19 protein-coding genes and 2 tRNA genes are annotated in these 14,322 nt (G+C 66.2%); 10 read left to right on the forward strand and 11 right to left on the reverse strand.

What is annotated here, in order from left to right; all coding sequences use genetic code 11:
* Positions 1–41 precede the first annotated feature (41 nt).
* Positions 42–176, forward strand: a complete 135-nt coding sequence (locus ACOZ4I_RS07800) for a DUF7128 family protein (protein ID WP_004517924.1) — start codon at positions 42–44, stop codon at positions 174–176.
* Between the two features lie 44 nt (positions 177–220).
* Here ACOZ4I_RS07800 and ACOZ4I_RS07805 read toward each other — a convergent pair whose 3' ends face one another.
* Positions 221–652, reverse strand: a complete 432-nt coding sequence (locus tag ACOZ4I_RS07805; protein WP_424004611.1) for a DUF5796 family protein — start codon at positions 650–652, stop codon at positions 221–223.
* 134 nt (positions 653–786) lie between these two features.
* Between ACOZ4I_RS07805 and ACOZ4I_RS07810 the strand changes: the two genes are divergently transcribed.
* Genes ACOZ4I_RS07810 through ACOZ4I_RS07820 form a run of 3 tightly spaced genes read left to right on the forward strand, consistent with a single transcriptional unit; the run spans position 787 to position 2,598 of the window.
* A complete protein-coding gene (locus ACOZ4I_RS07810; RefSeq protein ID WP_424004612.1) occupies positions 787–1,665 on the forward strand; it encodes a shikimate kinase in 879 nt (292 codons plus the stop codon).
* A complete protein-coding gene (locus tag ACOZ4I_RS07815) occupies positions 1,662–1,955 on the forward strand; it encodes a chorismate mutase (RefSeq protein ID WP_424004613.1) in 294 nt (97 codons plus the stop codon). Before ACOZ4I_RS07810 ends, ACOZ4I_RS07815 begins: the two co-directional genes overlap by 4 nt.
* A 58-nt stretch (positions 1,956–2,013) precedes the next feature.
* The gene (locus ACOZ4I_RS07820; protein WP_424004614.1) at positions 2,014–2,598 is read left to right on the forward strand and encodes a flavodoxin domain-containing protein; all 585 of its coding nucleotides are present in this window, start codon (positions 2,014–2,016) and stop codon (positions 2,596–2,598) included.
* A 24-nt stretch (positions 2,599–2,622) separates the two neighbouring features.
* Here ACOZ4I_RS07820 and ACOZ4I_RS07825 read toward each other — a convergent pair whose 3' ends face one another.
* The 4 genes from ACOZ4I_RS07825 to ACOZ4I_RS07840 all read right to left on the reverse strand — a co-directional run bounded on the left by ACOZ4I_RS07825 (position 2,623) and on the right by ACOZ4I_RS07840 (position 5,442).
* Entirely contained in the window at positions 2,623–3,303 is a 681-nt protein-coding gene (locus ACOZ4I_RS07825; RefSeq protein WP_424004615.1) for a carbonic anhydrase, read from the reverse strand.
* Positions 3,304–4,053: 750 nt separating this feature from the next.
* Positions 4,054–4,234, reverse strand: a tRNA-Trp gene (locus ACOZ4I_RS07830).
* Between the two features lie 54 nt (positions 4,235–4,288).
* Positions 4,289–4,516: a DUF5795 family protein gene (locus ACOZ4I_RS07835; protein ID WP_424004616.1), complete on the reverse strand. Its 228-nt coding sequence runs from the start codon at positions 4,514–4,516 to the stop codon at positions 4,289–4,291.
* A gap of 38 nt (positions 4,517–4,554) precedes the next feature.
* A complete protein-coding gene (locus tag ACOZ4I_RS07840; RefSeq protein ID WP_424004617.1) occupies positions 4,555–5,442 on the reverse strand; it encodes a DUF5794 domain-containing protein in 888 nt (295 codons plus the stop codon).
* Between the two features lie 420 nt (positions 5,443–5,862).
* Here ACOZ4I_RS07840 and guaB point away from each other — a divergent pair, with 420 nt between their 5' ends.
* The gene (gene guaB / locus ACOZ4I_RS07845) at positions 5,863–7,347 is read left to right on the forward strand and encodes an IMP dehydrogenase (RefSeq protein ID WP_424004618.1); all 1,485 of its coding nucleotides are present in this window, start codon (positions 5,863–5,865) and stop codon (positions 7,345–7,347) included.
* 209 nt (positions 7,348–7,556) lie between these two features.
* Here the strand turns inward: guaB and ACOZ4I_RS07850 are convergent, their stop codons facing one another.
* Positions 7,557–7,781 carry a hypothetical protein gene (locus ACOZ4I_RS07850; protein WP_424004619.1) on the reverse strand — a complete coding sequence of 75 codons (225 nt, stop codon included), beginning with the start codon at positions 7,779–7,781 and terminating at the stop codon, positions 7,557–7,559.
* An 86-nt stretch (positions 7,782–7,867) separates the two neighbouring features.
* On the opposite strand from ACOZ4I_RS07850, the gene ACOZ4I_RS07855 reads away from it, so the two are divergent.
* Entirely contained in the window at positions 7,868–8,308 is a 441-nt protein-coding gene (locus tag ACOZ4I_RS07855; protein WP_424004620.1) for a GNAT family N-acetyltransferase, read from the forward strand.
* Positions 8,309–8,425: 117 nt separating this feature from the next.
* Here ACOZ4I_RS07855 and ACOZ4I_RS07860 read toward each other — a convergent pair whose 3' ends face one another.
* Positions 8,426–8,662 (reverse strand): hypothetical protein, encoded by a 237-nt coding sequence (locus ACOZ4I_RS07860; RefSeq protein WP_424004621.1) that lies wholly within the window; start codon positions 8,660–8,662, stop codon positions 8,426–8,428.
* 148 nt (positions 8,663–8,810) lie between these two features.
* Between ACOZ4I_RS07860 and ACOZ4I_RS07865 the strand changes: the two genes are divergently transcribed.
* Entirely contained in the window at positions 8,811–9,080 is a 270-nt protein-coding gene (locus ACOZ4I_RS07865) for a hypothetical protein (protein ID WP_424004622.1), read from the forward strand.
* A 238-nt stretch (positions 9,081–9,318) separates the two neighbouring features.
* Here ACOZ4I_RS07865 and ACOZ4I_RS07870 read toward each other — a convergent pair.
* Positions 9,319–9,392: transfer RNA gene (locus ACOZ4I_RS07870), tRNA-Lys, on the reverse strand.
* Between the two features lie 106 nt (positions 9,393–9,498).
* A complete protein-coding gene (locus ACOZ4I_RS07875; protein ID WP_424004623.1) occupies positions 9,499–9,744 on the reverse strand; it encodes a hypothetical protein in 246 nt (81 codons plus the stop codon).
* 241 nt (positions 9,745–9,985) lie between these two features.
* On the opposite strand from ACOZ4I_RS07875, the gene ACOZ4I_RS07880 reads away from it, so the two are divergent.
* Positions 9,986–11,452 (forward strand): DHH family phosphoesterase, encoded by a 1,467-nt coding sequence (locus tag ACOZ4I_RS07880; RefSeq protein ID WP_424004624.1) that lies wholly within the window; start codon positions 9,986–9,988, stop codon positions 11,450–11,452.
* Here the strand turns inward: ACOZ4I_RS07880 and ACOZ4I_RS07885 are convergent.
* A complete protein-coding gene (locus ACOZ4I_RS07885; protein WP_424004625.1) occupies positions 11,449–11,754 on the reverse strand; it encodes a PRC-barrel domain-containing protein in 306 nt (101 codons plus the stop codon). The two genes, ACOZ4I_RS07880 and ACOZ4I_RS07885, sit on opposite strands and share 4 nt — an antisense overlap.
* A 273-nt stretch (positions 11,755–12,027) precedes the next feature.
* On the opposite strand from ACOZ4I_RS07885, the gene ACOZ4I_RS07890 reads away from it, so the two are divergent.
* The gene (locus ACOZ4I_RS07890) at positions 12,028–12,705 is read left to right on the forward strand and encodes a metal-dependent hydrolase (protein ID WP_424004626.1); all 678 of its coding nucleotides are present in this window, start codon (positions 12,028–12,030) and stop codon (positions 12,703–12,705) included.
* Between the two features lie 90 nt (positions 12,706–12,795).
* Positions 12,796–13,482, forward strand: coding sequence for a protein sorting system archaetidylserine synthase (locus tag ACOZ4I_RS07895; protein WP_424004627.1), 687 nt, complete (start codon positions 12,796–12,798; stop codon positions 13,480–13,482).
* Positions 13,483–13,501: 19 nt separating this feature from the next.
* Here the strand turns inward: ACOZ4I_RS07895 and ACOZ4I_RS07900 are convergent, their stop codons facing one another.
* Positions 13,502–14,278 (reverse strand): alpha/beta fold hydrolase, encoded by a 777-nt coding sequence (locus tag ACOZ4I_RS07900; protein ID WP_424004628.1) that lies wholly within the window; start codon positions 14,276–14,278, stop codon positions 13,502–13,504.
* Positions 14,279–14,322: the final 44 nt, after the last annotated feature.

The following is a 14,322-nucleotide window of genomic DNA, read 5'->3' on the forward strand; positions in this document are numbered from 1 at the left end:
CGCGGGAAAATAATATACGGTCGGCCGTCAGACGTTCTCACATGGTTGTCCAAACCGAGCGGGACGAGGTCACCTGGTACAAGTGCGAGACCTGTGGCCTGATGTTCGACGACCAGAGCGACGCGCGCCAGCACGAGGAGAACTGCGACGACGAGGACCCCTCCTACATCCAGTAGCGTCCCGAGAACGCTGGCCGTCACGGCTCCCGCGTGAGCGGCCGTCAGTTCGCGTCGTCGACGATTTCGTAGCTCCGTTCTCCGAGTTCGTCCTCCTCGAAGACGAACACACGGCCGTTCGTCACGCCGTAGTCGACCTCGACCTCCGTGCGCATCTGGTGGTCGCGGACGGTGACGCCCGGGAACAGCTCGTCTTCTTCGCCGTCCTCTAAGATGACGCGGCCGACGCCCGTGCTCTCTAAGATGTCGTCGTGCGTCCTGAGGTCGTTGACGTAGACGAGGACGCCCGCAGTCTCGGACTGGTCAGTCACGAGGACGTGCGTGTCCTTTCCCGGCGCGGTCCGGACGCTCTCTTCGACCTTCGTGGGGACGCCGCGGTAGAACGCCTGCCGGCCGTCGAGGTACTCCACGACGATGCCGTCCTCGGTCAGTTCGACCGAGACGGTGTCCGGCGCGATGTCCGAACGGTTGCTCATACCACTCGTTCCGGCGGGCCGCTCAAAAGTGACGCGTTGTCGCCGCCGGATGAACCGGGCCGTGACGACCGGATACCGACGCCAGCGCGGGGCTACCGCAGATGGTAAATAGGTCCGCGCGGGAGTACAGGGCGATGGAAGGGAAGGCAGCGGCACCGGCGGCGGGGACGGTCCTCAACGCCCTCGCCACCCACCGCGGATCGGCGTTCGCTATCGACGAGTACACGACGGCGACGGTCGAGCTGACGACCGAGTCAGAGGGCGTCACCGGCGAGGTGGCCGGCGCGCCGGACGCCGACACGCGGCTCATCGAGCGCTGCGTCGAGTACGTCATCGACGCTCACGGCGGCCCCCAGCACGTCGGCGTCCCGTCGGTCGCCGGCGGCCACGTCAGAACCGAGAGCGACGTCCCGATGGCGTCAGGCCTGAAGAGTTCCAGCGCGGCCGCGAACGCCACCGTCATGGCCACGCTCGACGCACTCGACGCGACCGACCGGATGAGCCGCGAGGATATGGCCCGCCTCGGCGTCATGGCCGCCCGCGACGTGGGCGTCACCGCCACCGGCGCGTTCGACGACGCCTCGGCGTCGATGCTCGGCGGCGTCACCGTCACCGACAACGACGACGACACCGTCCTGGCCCGCGAGACGGTCGACTGGGACGTGCTCGTCTGGACGCCCCCCGAGCGGTCGTTCAGCGCCGACGCCGACGTGGACCGGTGTCGCCTCGTCGCGCCCGTGGCCCGCCTCGTCGAGGACCTCGCGCTCGACAGCGACTACCAGCGCGCGATGACGGTCAACGGACTGGCCTTCTGCGCCGCGCTCGGCTTCGATTCCGACCCGGTGCTCGACGCGCTTCCGCACGTCGAGGGCGTCTCGCTCTCGGGGACGGGGCCGTCCTTCACCGCCGTCGGCGACCGGGAGGCGCTCGAAGCCGTCAGGGACGCCTGGGACGAGCGTCCCGGCCGGACGCTGCTGACCACGACACAGACGGAGGGAACACAGACAGCATGAGCCAGAACCCGAACCCCGAAGACATGTCGCTCGACGAACTGCGCGACGAGATACGCACCATCGACCGCGAGATCGTCGAGAAGATCGCACAGCGCACCTACGTCGCCGACACCATCGCGCAGGTGAAAGACGAACAGGGCCTCCCCACCACCGACGAACAGCAGGAACAGGCCGTCATGGACCGTGCCGGCGACAACGCCGAGCAGTTCGACGTCGACGCCAACCTCGTGAAGGCCATCTTCCGCCTGCTCATCGAACTGAACAAGGTCGAACAGCGCGAGAACCGCTGACTGTCGACCGACTTCTCGGGAATCTTTACGTCGCCACAGAGAGTGGTATTGTTGACATATGACTTCGATACTCGTCTGCTACGCGACCGGTGAGGGACAGACCGCGAAGGTGGCCGACCGCATCGCCGCGGTCCTCGGAGAGCGCGGCCACGACGTGACGACCGTCGACGCCGCCGACCCACCCGTGGACCTCGACGTCGAGGCGTTCGACGCCGTCGCCGTCGGGGCGTCGATCCACATGGGCGCACACCAGGAGTCGGTCAGCGAGTTCGTCACGGAGAACCGGGCCGCGCTGTCCGAGCGCCCGACCGCCTTCTTCCAGCTCTCGATGTCGTCGGCGACGGACGACGAGGAACGCCGGGCCGAGGCGGCGGGCTACGTCGAGTCATTCCTCGACGCGACCGACTGGCATCCCGACCGCATCGGCCTGTTCGGGGGCGCGCTCCGCTACTCGGAGTACGGCTTCCTCAAGCGCCTGCTAATGAAGCGTATCGCCGCCAAAGCGACCGGCGATACCGACACCGCCCGGGACTACGAGTACACCGACTGGCACGAGGTCGAAGCCTTCGCCGCGGATTTCGCTGCCTTCGTCGAGGGCCGCCTTGGCGTGACGCCCCCTGATTCGGACGGGGGCGCAGCCTGATGGAGACGCCCGGCCAGAACGGTCTCAGTACGTCCAGAGCCGGCGGATGCGGTCCGCGATCTCGGAGTTCCCCTCGCGAAGTGCCGCCACGTCCGTCTCGCCGCCGATATTGATGACCTGGACCTCGCCCCGGCGCTCGGAGTACACGTCCTGGAAATCGTAGACGACGCCAACGACGGTCACGTCGTCGGGCACGTCGTCGCTCTCGCGCAGGAACTCGACCTGCCGGTCCACGTTGTACTCGACCAGGCGGTTGATCGCGCCGGCCCGGCCCACGTCGTCGGGCAGGGCTGCGACGCCAGGCCTGAGGGTGTCCTTCAGGAGGCCGATGCAGTGCTCGATACCAGCCGGTTCGTCCAGTCCGTCCGTGATGTCGTCGTACGTCGCCGTCACCGCGCCACAGCCGGTGTGACCGACGACGACGGCGAGTTCGGTGCCAGTGTGCTCGATGGGGTAGAGCACGTCACCCGACACCGCCGTTCCCTCGGCGGTCCGCTGGACGACGCGATTCCCGATGTTCCCGCAGGTGAATATCCGCCCCGGCTGGTCGTTTCCCCAGACGTGGTCCTGCAACACCCGCGAGTCCGAGCAACAGACCGTCACGGCGCCGGGCGCCTGCGACTCCTGCAGGTCGTCGAAGCGGTCCCCGAACTCCTCGACGTGGACTGCGTTGTCTGCAAGCAATTCCCGCAGTAACTGACTCATGAACGAGTAGACAGTCGCTGGCAAGTAAATACGTGGGTCCTCATCGAGGGGGTGTTATGTTCCGCGTGAGCAGTGACTCCCACACGACGACCGGCCCCAGAGCAATATCGTCAGCCGCAGTGTGAGGTGACGACTGATGTTCGACTGGTCCGAAACTCTCGTCGCCGAGTGTTGTCGCGCCGGTCGTTGCGGTCCGCTATGGCAGGTAGTTCTGTCGCATCCAGATCGTTCGGTGCCAGTGCGGAAGACGTACCGAGCCACTGGATACGGTTGACGACGACAGGGAACACTGGGAAAAGAACCAATCGCTCTGTGAGCAGCACCGACACCACGCTTTTTGGCCCGGCGTGGGACGGCCTCAGTGTCCTGTGTCCGACCCAATCCAGTGCCCGATTTGTGGATGGACCGGGGAACAGTCAGCCATTGAACGTCCACAGAACGACCCGCTCTGCCCTGCGTGCGGTGAGACTGTGGTGGTCGAGTAGTATCGCGTAGTTTCGTCGCGCCCGCGTCAGGTTCAGTCTCCACGACGTACGTCGTCGGTTGCCTCCAGGTGGCCTCACGTGCGAACGAACTCGTCCCGCGCGAACGGCCCATCTTCTGGGGGAGAGGGGGTGACCGACTACCCGCTGGTCCGTCACGCACGCATCGCCGATATATCCGATTTCCTAGTATTGTTTGGGGCAGTTCTGAGAAGACCGAAAACCGAGGCTACATGTCTGCTACCTTTAGAAAATTTAAAGAACGGTATGGGGTCGGAGGGATTTGAACCCCCGATCGGCTGATATCTCCGTCCTGCGCCTCGGAACTCCAGAGGGTCATCGTCGCGAACCGATGATCAGTCGGCCGCTCAGTATATCAGCCCTTGGAGTGTCGTCCCAGGCGCGTGGCCTCTGGAGTCAGCCGCCTTCCCGGACTAGGCCACGACCCCGCACTCCGGCGTAAGCCGACTCGCATTAAAGGGATTTCGATTGCCGGACGGCGGTCAGTCGCGGTCGGTCTCCGCCCAGTCGCACTCCTGGCACTTGTAGCCGGTGACGAACTCCAGCGCGGAGGGCATGTACCCGACGGTGATGACGTTCTCGCCGCACTCTGGGCAGTCCCGGTCGGCGTCTTCGATTGGCTCTGCGTCCATGACGGAGTCGCCTTCGATGAGTTCGGCGAGGCTCTCGGGGGTCTGCATCCGGCCCTGAACCACGCGATTCTCGCTCATACCGGAGGACCGGCCCTGACGGGCCTAAAGCTTCTCCCTCAGAGCCACGGCGCGCGTTCCTCGTCGGGTTCGTACTCGACGGCGGCCCCTTCGTCGGTGTGTTCGTCGGCGGCGACGCCCTGTGAGGCTCCGCCGTCGGAGAACGCTGCGGTGAGGTCGACGGCGTCGGGGCGGTACTCGCTGTGGCGCTGTCGGACGTTCTGCGGGTCGAACGACAGCAGCGCAGTGACCGCGAGGACGGCGAGGGCGACCGGCGCGTCGGTTGGCATCACACCCAGGACCGAGAGCGCGAGCACGCCCAGCGCGACGGCGCTGCCGAACCGGAAGCGGTCGATGTCGACGGCGTTGCGGAGCCAGGGGCTCGCGAGCGCGACGGCGAGCGCGAACGCGACGCCGACGCCGGCAGTGGCGGCGGCACGGATGAGGACGCCGGGTTCGAGGGTCGCGACGAACGTCGCGCCGGCGGGGTCGACGCTGGCCAGCAGGCCCAGTGCGACGATGATGGCTGGACGGGGCAGATACTCGCCGATGCGGGCGCTGGCGGTCTGGGCCGCGATGGCGAGGATGACGATGCCGGCGAAGCGTTCGAGGACCGCGAGTTCGACGAGGCCGGCGATAGTCGGTGCGAGCGCGGCCTCGACGAGCGCGATCGGCAGCAGGATCGCGCCGATGAGGAGGACGGAGCGCGCCTGCTGGCGGGGGCCGCCTTCGAGCTCGGCGAGGACGACGGCGACGGTAGCGGATCCGCCGAAGACGAGGAGCCCGACTTCGAGGACGCCCGTCCACGTCGAGAGTGCGCCGGCGAGGACGAGGACGGGGAAGATACCGTCGACTAGGGGCAGTCCCATCACGGTGGCGAGCAGGCGGCCGCCGCGGCCGACACGCTGCTCGATGTCGAGGGCGATCGGGTGTCTGGAGGTACTCATGTCGTGTTACGGCCGAGCGTGTCCCGACTCCCGTCGGAGGGTTCGCGCGCTGTCCTGGCGTACACGACGGGCCGCGAACCAGAACCGTTTCCCGAACCCCGCGAACGCTGTGTTGCCCGACGCCGTGGCGATCGTCGTCTGGCGGGCACTCCCGTTGCGCGCGGGTTCGGTCAGAGGCATAACTGTAACTATCCTTCATTTGCCGATAAGCGTTGTGTGAGACGCGACCACACGCGCCACGATGATTCAGGCGTTTGCGGCCATTTCTGGACGAACGTCCCGACATCGAGAACATATCGAGACGGATGGGCCGGAACGGGTGTCGGCGGGGCCGGGCCGAATCCGGCAGGGGTGTGCCAGCAGACCCCACGTAGCGGCGAGTCTCGCAACGTTTTTGCCGGGCCGTCGTGGACGATTTACATGGCGAACGATTCCGAGCCCTTCTCCGAGAAGCTCCGTGTACCGGAGGCGCTGACCTTCGACGACGTGCTCCTGCGACCCAAGGAGTCACGCGTCGAACCGGACGAGGCCGACACGGCCACGCGCGTCTCGAAGTCGGTCGAGCTGACCGTGCCCGTGCTCTCGGCGGCGATGGACACCGTCACCGAGAGCGACATGGCCATCGCGATGGCGCGACAGGGCGGTCTCGGCGTCCTCCACCGAAACATGGACGCCGACGAGATGGCGACCGAGATCGAGCGGGTCAAACGTGCCGACGAACTCATCATCCGCGACGTCGTCACGGCCAGTCCGAGCCAGACCGTCCGCGAGGTCGACGAGATGATGGAGCGCGAAGGCGTCTCCGGCGCGCCGGTCGTCGACGACGACAGTGAAGAAGTGCTGGGGATCATCTCCGGGACGGACATCCGCCCGTACCTCGAAGTCGGCGAGGACGACGCCGTCACGGACGCGATGACGGACGAGGTCGTCACCGCTCCCGAAGACGTGACACCGCGCGAGGCGCTGGAGCTGATGTACGACCACAAGATCGAGCGCGTGCCGATCGTCGACGACGAGAATCGGCTCGTCGGGCTGGTCACCATGCAGGGCATCCTCCAGCGCCGCGAGTACGATCAGGCCGCCCGCGACCACGACGGGGCACTGCGCTGTGGCGCGGCCGTGGGGCCGTTCGAGGTCGACCGCGCGCGTACCGCCGACGAGGCGGGCGTCGACGTGCTGTTCATCGACTGCGCACACGCTCACAACGCGAACGTCATCGACAGCGCTCGCGAGATCAAGGCGGAGGTCGAGGCCGACGTGGTCGTCGGCAACATCGGGACCCGCGAGGCGGCAGAGGCCGTCGTCGACTTCGCCGACGGCGTGAAGGTCGGCATCGGCCCGGGGTCGATCTGTACGACCCGCGTGGTCACGGGCTCGGGGATGCCCCAGATCACCGCCGTCGCGCAGGTCGCCGACGTTGCGAGCCAGCACGACGTGCCCGTCATCGCCGACGGTGGCATCCGCTACTCCGGCGACGCCATCAAGGCCATCGCCGCCGGTGCGGACGCGGTCATGCTCGGCTCGTACTTCGCCGGCACGGACGAGGCCCCCGGCCGCGTCATCACGATGAACGGCAAGAAGTACAAGCAGTACCGCGGCATGGGCAGCGTCGGCGCGATGAACGAGGGCGGCGGCGAGCGCTACCTCAAGGACGACGAAGAGGGCGAGGAGTACGTCCCCGAGGGCGTCGAGGCGGCGACGCCGTACAAGGGCTCGCTCCAGTCCGAACTCCACCAGCTCGTCGGCGGCATGCAGTCCGGAATGGGCTACGTCGGCGCGGCCACGATTCCCGAGTTCAAAGAGCGCGCCGAGTTCGTCCGCGTCTCTGCGGCCGGCCAGCAGGAGAGTCACCCCCACGACGTGATGATCACCGACGAAGCACCCAACTACAGCCCCGATAACTGAGGCTGTTCGGGGCGTCCGAACGCCGAAAAAGTCGAGTCAGCCGCTACAGTGACGTTTCGCAGGCGGGACTACAGGCTTCCTTCACAGCCGCGTTCGCGTCCGGATACGCTTTGAACGATTCGCCACAGTTGGCACAGTCGAACGTATCGAAGTCGGACATGACACCGGGAAATACCTTCGCCGCGGACTAAATCATTGTGGACTTCCGCTCAGTCGTAGTACTCCTCGTCCAGCGGGAGGTCCACCGTCGACTCGGTGACGCTCCCGACCGTGGCTGTGAGCGCGAGCGTGTCACTGCACTCGGGACAGATGACCGCCACGTCCACCATCAGGCTCTCGCCCGATTCGTAGATGTCCAGTACATCGGCGTCGGACGGGTAGAGGTACTCCGCCGACAGTTCGTGTTCGTGGTCGCGAGCGTACTCGTAGGTCATACGTCACCCGATACAGACGCAGGTGTGTTGACAGTTTCGGCGGATCGAACGGAAGACACACACTTCCGGTCGCCGTATCCGAACCCATGAGCGACATCACCGTCAAAACGGGGTCGTGGAGCGACTTCGCGGACGCCGCGAGCGAGATTCGGATGACGGTGTTCGTCGAGGAGCAGGGCGTCGACGCGAGCGAGGAACTGGACGGGAAGGACCCCGACGCGGTGCAGTTTCTCGCCCGGGACGGCGGCGACCCGGTCGGGACTGCCCGCCTTCGCTTTCCAGAACCGGACGTGGGCAAGGCCGAGCGGGTCGCGGTCCGCGAGTCCGCCCGGAGCGACGGCGTCGGCGCGGCCCTTATGAGGGCAGTCGAGGATGCCGCTCACGAGAACGGCGCGGACGTCATCGTCTTACACGCACAGACCCGCGTCGAGGGGTTCTACCGAAAACTGGGCTACGAGACGGTCGGCGAGGAGTTCGAGGAGGCCGGTATCCCGCACGTCGAGATGCGAAAGCCGCTGGAGGGGTGACCGCCACTGGCCGTGCCGTAGGCGTGTGACGGCCGCTCGGATCTCCCGACTCGGAGCAAGGGCCGGTCGACTCGTCGCGCTCGAAAATACTCGTTGACTGGAGGGGTGGTTGGCGAGCTATTCGCGGACGACCAGGTACACCACGAGGACGAGGACGCCGGGGATCAGGCCGATGAAGAAGCCGAGGGCGGTGAGAACCCCCCATAGCACGGCCTTGTCGTCGCCGCGACCCTTCGCGTCGGAGTACACCCAGTAGGACGCGCCGACCAGTATCGCCAGTCCGATGACGAAGATGAACAGGACGATCAGCAGTCGGCTGCGCCGGGGACCTGTAGTGGCGTGAATACCATACACCCGGCCTTCAGGCGCGTCCGGTAAATGCATTCTGGAGCGTCTGACAGTGGAATGGCGGCGACTCGCGACCACGGTAGTGCTTTGAGCGGCCGGCGAGTGGTGGCCCCCGGCCGGAACTTACATCCACCGCGGGACGAATGCCTCGCCAATGAGCGACGAGACCACGATACCCGTCTCCGAAGCCCTCGTCGAGGAACTCGACCGCCGGAGGGGGCCGGAGACAAGCTACGACGACCTGCTCTGGGACCTGCTCGCGCGTGCCGACGCCGAAGCCGAGAGTGCGGCGGACGAGCCCGCGAGGCGCGGGAGCGACCCCGACAGAGAGCAGGTCCGGCGGATGGCCGAGGAGATGACGCACGTCGATGCGGCGGACGTAGACGAGATATTCGAGTCCGCCGACGAGCGCCGCGACGAGTGAGGCGGCGGTGAAACTCGGGTCGAAGGGAGCCGGAAGGAATTCGAACCACCTGCACGCCGCTCGCTGCCACTTGCTCGTGCTGTCATTCAAACCCTTCGTAACCGCTTCGCTCGTCACGTCCGTTCCTCGCAGGAAAGCGGGCCGGAAGGGATTTGAACCACGCCGAGATTCACTGCGTTCATCTCGTCTACTTCAAACCCCTCTGTAGTTTTCACTGCTCACGTCGTTCGCAGGAAAACGGGCCGGAAGGGATTTGAACCCTCGACCGACGGCTTAAGAGGCCGTCGCTCTGCCAGACTGAGCTACCGGCCCAGTGCACTCATTGCTCTGGACGGCCTGGTAAAATAGGTTTTCATTCTCTCGTCGCCTGTCGGTTTGGACGCAGTTCACACGCCTCTCTCGACCGCCCGGCCGACGGTCAGCCCTCAACGACCTCTCTCGTCCGCTCGGCGTCGAGGCCGAACAGGAGGCCCGCCAGGAAGAGGAGTTCGTTGCCCTGATAGTACCGCTCGATGACGAAGTTCACGAGCCCGATATCTGGGGCGGCCACGCCGAAAATCACCAGCAGGAGGGCGACCAATGCGGCGAGGCCGGCGACCCAGCGGACGACGATGCCGGAGAGCAAGCCGACGACGAAGACGACGAGCGCGGTCAGGAGGCTCATCGACCCCTCCGTCGCGAGACGCGGTTCACCGTACGAGCACGTTCGTTCATGTCCGTCCCTGCGTCCGACCGGGCTAAATACGTAGTCCCTGACACCACTGGAGACGGAGCGACCCGACGGCGTCACTGCCTCGTTGGCACTGGCCGTCACAGAGGACGCGAGCCTCGTGGGCACAGATAATCGTGGTTGTCGTGCAATGGATGCAATATAAGAGGCTCCAAGCCAACCGATTCAGACACTAATGAGCGCAGCCAGCGGCATCACGATGGCGTCCATGTCGACCTACGCCATCCTTGGGTGTGGGAGCGTCGGCCACGCCGTGGCGGAGGAACTCGTCGGGGAGGGCAAGGACGTACTCATCCTCGACGCCGACGAGGGGCGAGTCGAGGCGTTACGCGATCAGGACCTCAACGCACAGCAGGCCGACATCGCGGAGATGGACGTCGTCGAGACGGTGTCCGACCGGGATGTCGTCCTCATCATGTCGCCCGACGTGAGCGCCAACGCCGAGGCGGTGCGGAACATCCGCGAGCACGACGGCGAACAGTTCATCGTCGCCCGCGCGGACGATCCGGTTTCGGCCGACGAACTCACCGACCTGGGCGCTGACGTGGTCATCAATCCCTCCGCGGTCATCGCCGACTCGGCGCTTCGGGCCCTCGAAACGGGCGAACTGGAGTACAAGGCCTCGCAGCTCGGCGACGTGATCGACGGGACCGAAGACCGCATGGGCATCCTCATCCATCGGTCGCCGGATCCCGACTCCATCGCCTCGGCGGCGGCCCTGCGCGCCATCGCCGAGAGCCGCGACGTGGAGGCCGATATCATCTACGAGGGGGAGATCGGCCACCAGGAGAACCGCGCGTTCGTGAACCTGCTGGGCATCGAACTGACTTCGAGCGAGGAGGTAGACTTCGACGCGTACGACACGTTCGCCCTCGTGGACGTGGCCAAGGGCGGCGAACCCGACATCGACGCCGTCGACATCGTCATCGACCACTACGAACACGAGCACGAGTACGAGCACGACGCCACCTTCTCGGACATCAGGCCGAACATTTCCGCCACCTCGACCATCCTGACGAAGTACATCCAGGAACTGGATCTCAGCCTCGACCAGAGCGTCGCGACCGCGCTCCTCTATGGCATCCGCGCGGAGACGCTCGACTTCAAGCGCGACACGACGCCCGCGGACCTCACCGCCGCGGCCTACCTCTACCCGTTCGCGGACCACGACACGCTCGAACAGGTCGAGTCGCCGTCGATGAGCCCCGAGACGCTCGACGTGCTCGCCGAGGCCATCCGCAACCGCGAGGTCCAGGGCAGTCACCTCGTCTCGAACGCGGGGTTCATCCGCGACCGCGACGCGCTCGCACAGGCCGCACAGCACCTCCTGAACCTCGAAGGCATCACGACCACGGCGGTGTTCGCCATCGCCGACGACACCATCTACCTCGCCGCCCGCTCGAAGGACATCCGCATGAACATCGGGAAAGTCCTCTCGGACGCCTTCGGCGACATGGGCGAGACCGCGGGGCACTCGACGGACGCCAGCGTGGAGATCCCGCTCGGCATCTTCACCGGACTGGACACGAGCGACGACAACCGCGATACGCTGTTAGAACTCACGGAAGAAGCGGTCAAGCGAAAGCTGTTCGAGGCGATGGGCGTCGACAGTTCCAGCAGCGAGAGCGCGAACGGCAGCTAGGCCGGGACTTCCTCTTCTTCGCCGTCGGTGTCGGGCTGTCGGAGCCGCTCGACGATGTCGCTGACGATGACCACGTCGCCGACGGCCTGGACCCAGCGGTACGGGATGATGACGCCGCGAGCCTTTCGCACTTCGTCGTCGAACAGTTCCGTGTTGAGCTGGTGGAGCGCCAGCCCCGTGACTTCCTTGCGGTCGAGTTCGAGTCGCAGATCCTCGACCTCGCCGACGAACACGCCGTTTTTCGAGTAGACCTCTCGGCCCACCAGGGCCGTGATCTCCTGTGGTAGATTCTCCGTTCCCATACGCGTCCGGTCGGTCGGGCGGTTTATAAAGTTTCTTTGCTGGCCGCTCGTGTCAGTGGCTCGACCATCCGCCCGGATGAAGTTGTCGGTACTGTGACAGGCCAGCACACCCCACAATACCGTACAGAAACGTAGTGTGTGGGTACCGTACCACCCCCACGGAATCCCCACATGGTACTACTCTCGATACCGACATATTAATCGACTGGTGAAATTCCCACGTTTGATACCGTCCACCACAACGCTCATCTCTCTGCTAGCGTACCTGTCGGTATGCCCTCGCTGGTGGTCCACTACGCGTTCGTGGGGTTGCTCGCCGCGACGTTGCTGGGCGCGGCGTTCGACAAGCGCTCGCTCCTGCTGTCCCTCCTGGTCGTGACGTTCCCGGACGTCGACGCCTTCATCGGCCTGTACTGGCAGGTCGGCCATCGGGCCGCGACGACGAACCTCGTCATCCCGGCCGCCATGGCGCTCGTCGTCGGCGCGGACCTGTACGTCCGAGACGACTCCTACATCAAGGAGCGCTGGGGCGCGTACGGCGTCCGCGTCGCGTGGTTCTGCGTCGTCGTCTACGCGGTGGGCCACGTCGTCCTCGACCTCATCACGGGTGGCGCGAACCTCTTCTGGCCGCTGTACGATCAGTTCTACCAGCTGAGCGGTCGCCTCGAACTGTCGAGCCAGCGCGGTATCGTCCAGACGTTCGTCGAACTCCCGGAGCCGTCGTCGGGCGGCAGCGGGACGGGCGGTGGCTCGACGAAACAGGCGCTCGGCAACTCAAGTCAGGTGCAGATGAGCACCGGCATCGACCCGACCCCCGGGCAGAAAGAGCCGGTGAACGTCGATCGCGTGTTCCCCATCGCCCGGAGCGGCTGGGAACTGGTCGTCCTCGTCGTCGGCACGCTCGCGACGGCAACCCGACTCGTCGTCGGCCACGACCTGCCCGAAGAGTGAGGAGAACGACGGCCGACAGGGGGCGGCACGTCTCGCCAGCGGGCGCTCGGTTTCGAGTCCTTCATGTAGCCGGTCACCCACCGGACACGCATGGGCTTCGAGGTGCGCCGACGACTCAGCGCGGCCGACACGGTGACGCTCTTTAATGCCGTCGTCGGGTTCGTCGCCGGTGCCGTCGCCTTCGCGGACCTCCAGTTCGCCGCCCGCCTCATCCTGCTCGCGGTCATCGCGGACGCCGTCGACGGCATCGTCGCACGAAACGGCGATAGCTCGGCCGTCGGACCGCTACTCGACTCCGTGACCGACGTGGTGTCCTTCGGCGCGACGCCGAGCCTGTTTCTCTACGTCGCGCTGACGAACGAGTACGGCGGCTTCGAGACGGCCGGGCCGCTCGTGTTCGTCGGTGTCGTCCTGCTGTCGTCGGCCTACGTCGTTTGCTCCATTATCAGGACGGCCTTCTACTCGACGTACTTCGACGGGCCGGACGAGCGCCCGGGGATGCCGAACACGCTCGGAAGCATCATCATCGCCACCGCGTATCTGGCGGGCGTCACCCACCCACTGGTCCTGAGCGGCGGGGCGCTCGTGCTCTCGGCGGCGATGATCGCCCCGTTCGATTACCCCAAGCCGGGGCCGATGCATGCGATTCCGATGGGCGTCGTGCAGGCCGTCGCCGTCGTCGCGCCCACGGCCTTCTACCGTATTGGACCGCGGGCGATGCTCGCCATCGCGCTCCTGTTCTTCGCGCTGGGGCCGCGGTACTACTGGGGCGAGTGAGCCGCGACCGACTGGCGACTCACAACACGTCGTCGAGGAACGCCGAGACGGCGTCGTTGAACTGGTCGGAGCGTTCGATCATCGCGAGGTGGGCCGCGTCGGGGACGAACGCGACTTCCCCCGCCGGAATCTCGCGGGCCAGCGTCTCGTGGTACTCCCGCGGCGTCAGTTTGTCGTGTTCGCCACAGAGTGCGAGGACGGGCACGTCGATTTCGGCGAGTCGCTCGCGCACGTCGAAGGCGTGGCAGGTCAGGAAGTCCCGGCGGGTGACCGCCTGCCCGACCGCCGCCATCTGCTCGCGTGATCGGTTCACGGTCGGTTCGTCAGCGTCGTGAAACAGCCGATCCCGTCCGTGGAGGAAGTCGACGGCCCGCTCGAAGTCGTCTGCGAGCCACTCGCGGAGCCCGTCGAACACGGGCAATTGCGGCCCGGTGCCGGTCAGGACCATCGCCGCCGGCGTCCAGTCCGTTTCCAGGGCGACCCACTGGGCGACGGCCCCGCCCAGCGAGTTCCCGACGAGGACCTCGGCTCTCGCTTGCTTCGCGACCGCGACCACGTCGCGAGCGTAGGCCTCGAGCGTTTCCGCGCCGGCGTCCGCGTCCACGTCATCGGAGTCGCCGTGGCCTGACAGATCCAGCGCGACGGCGGGATGGGGCGGCCCCGACGGGGCGTACTGACGGACCCAGACGCGGTGTGTCGCACCACTCCCGTGGACGTACAGCACCACCGGCCCGTCAGCGTCTCCCCGGGTGCGTCTGTACGCCGTCGTCCGCCCGTCGTGTGCGACGCGGTCCATGCGAAACCGTTCGGAACCGCTGTGGATAAAAACTCGGCGCACGC

It is taken from the genome of Haloarcula salina, from assembly GCF_049603855.1.
Taxonomy (GTDB): Archaea; Halobacteriota; Halobacteria; order Halobacteriales; family Haloarculaceae; genus Haloarcula; species Haloarcula salina_A.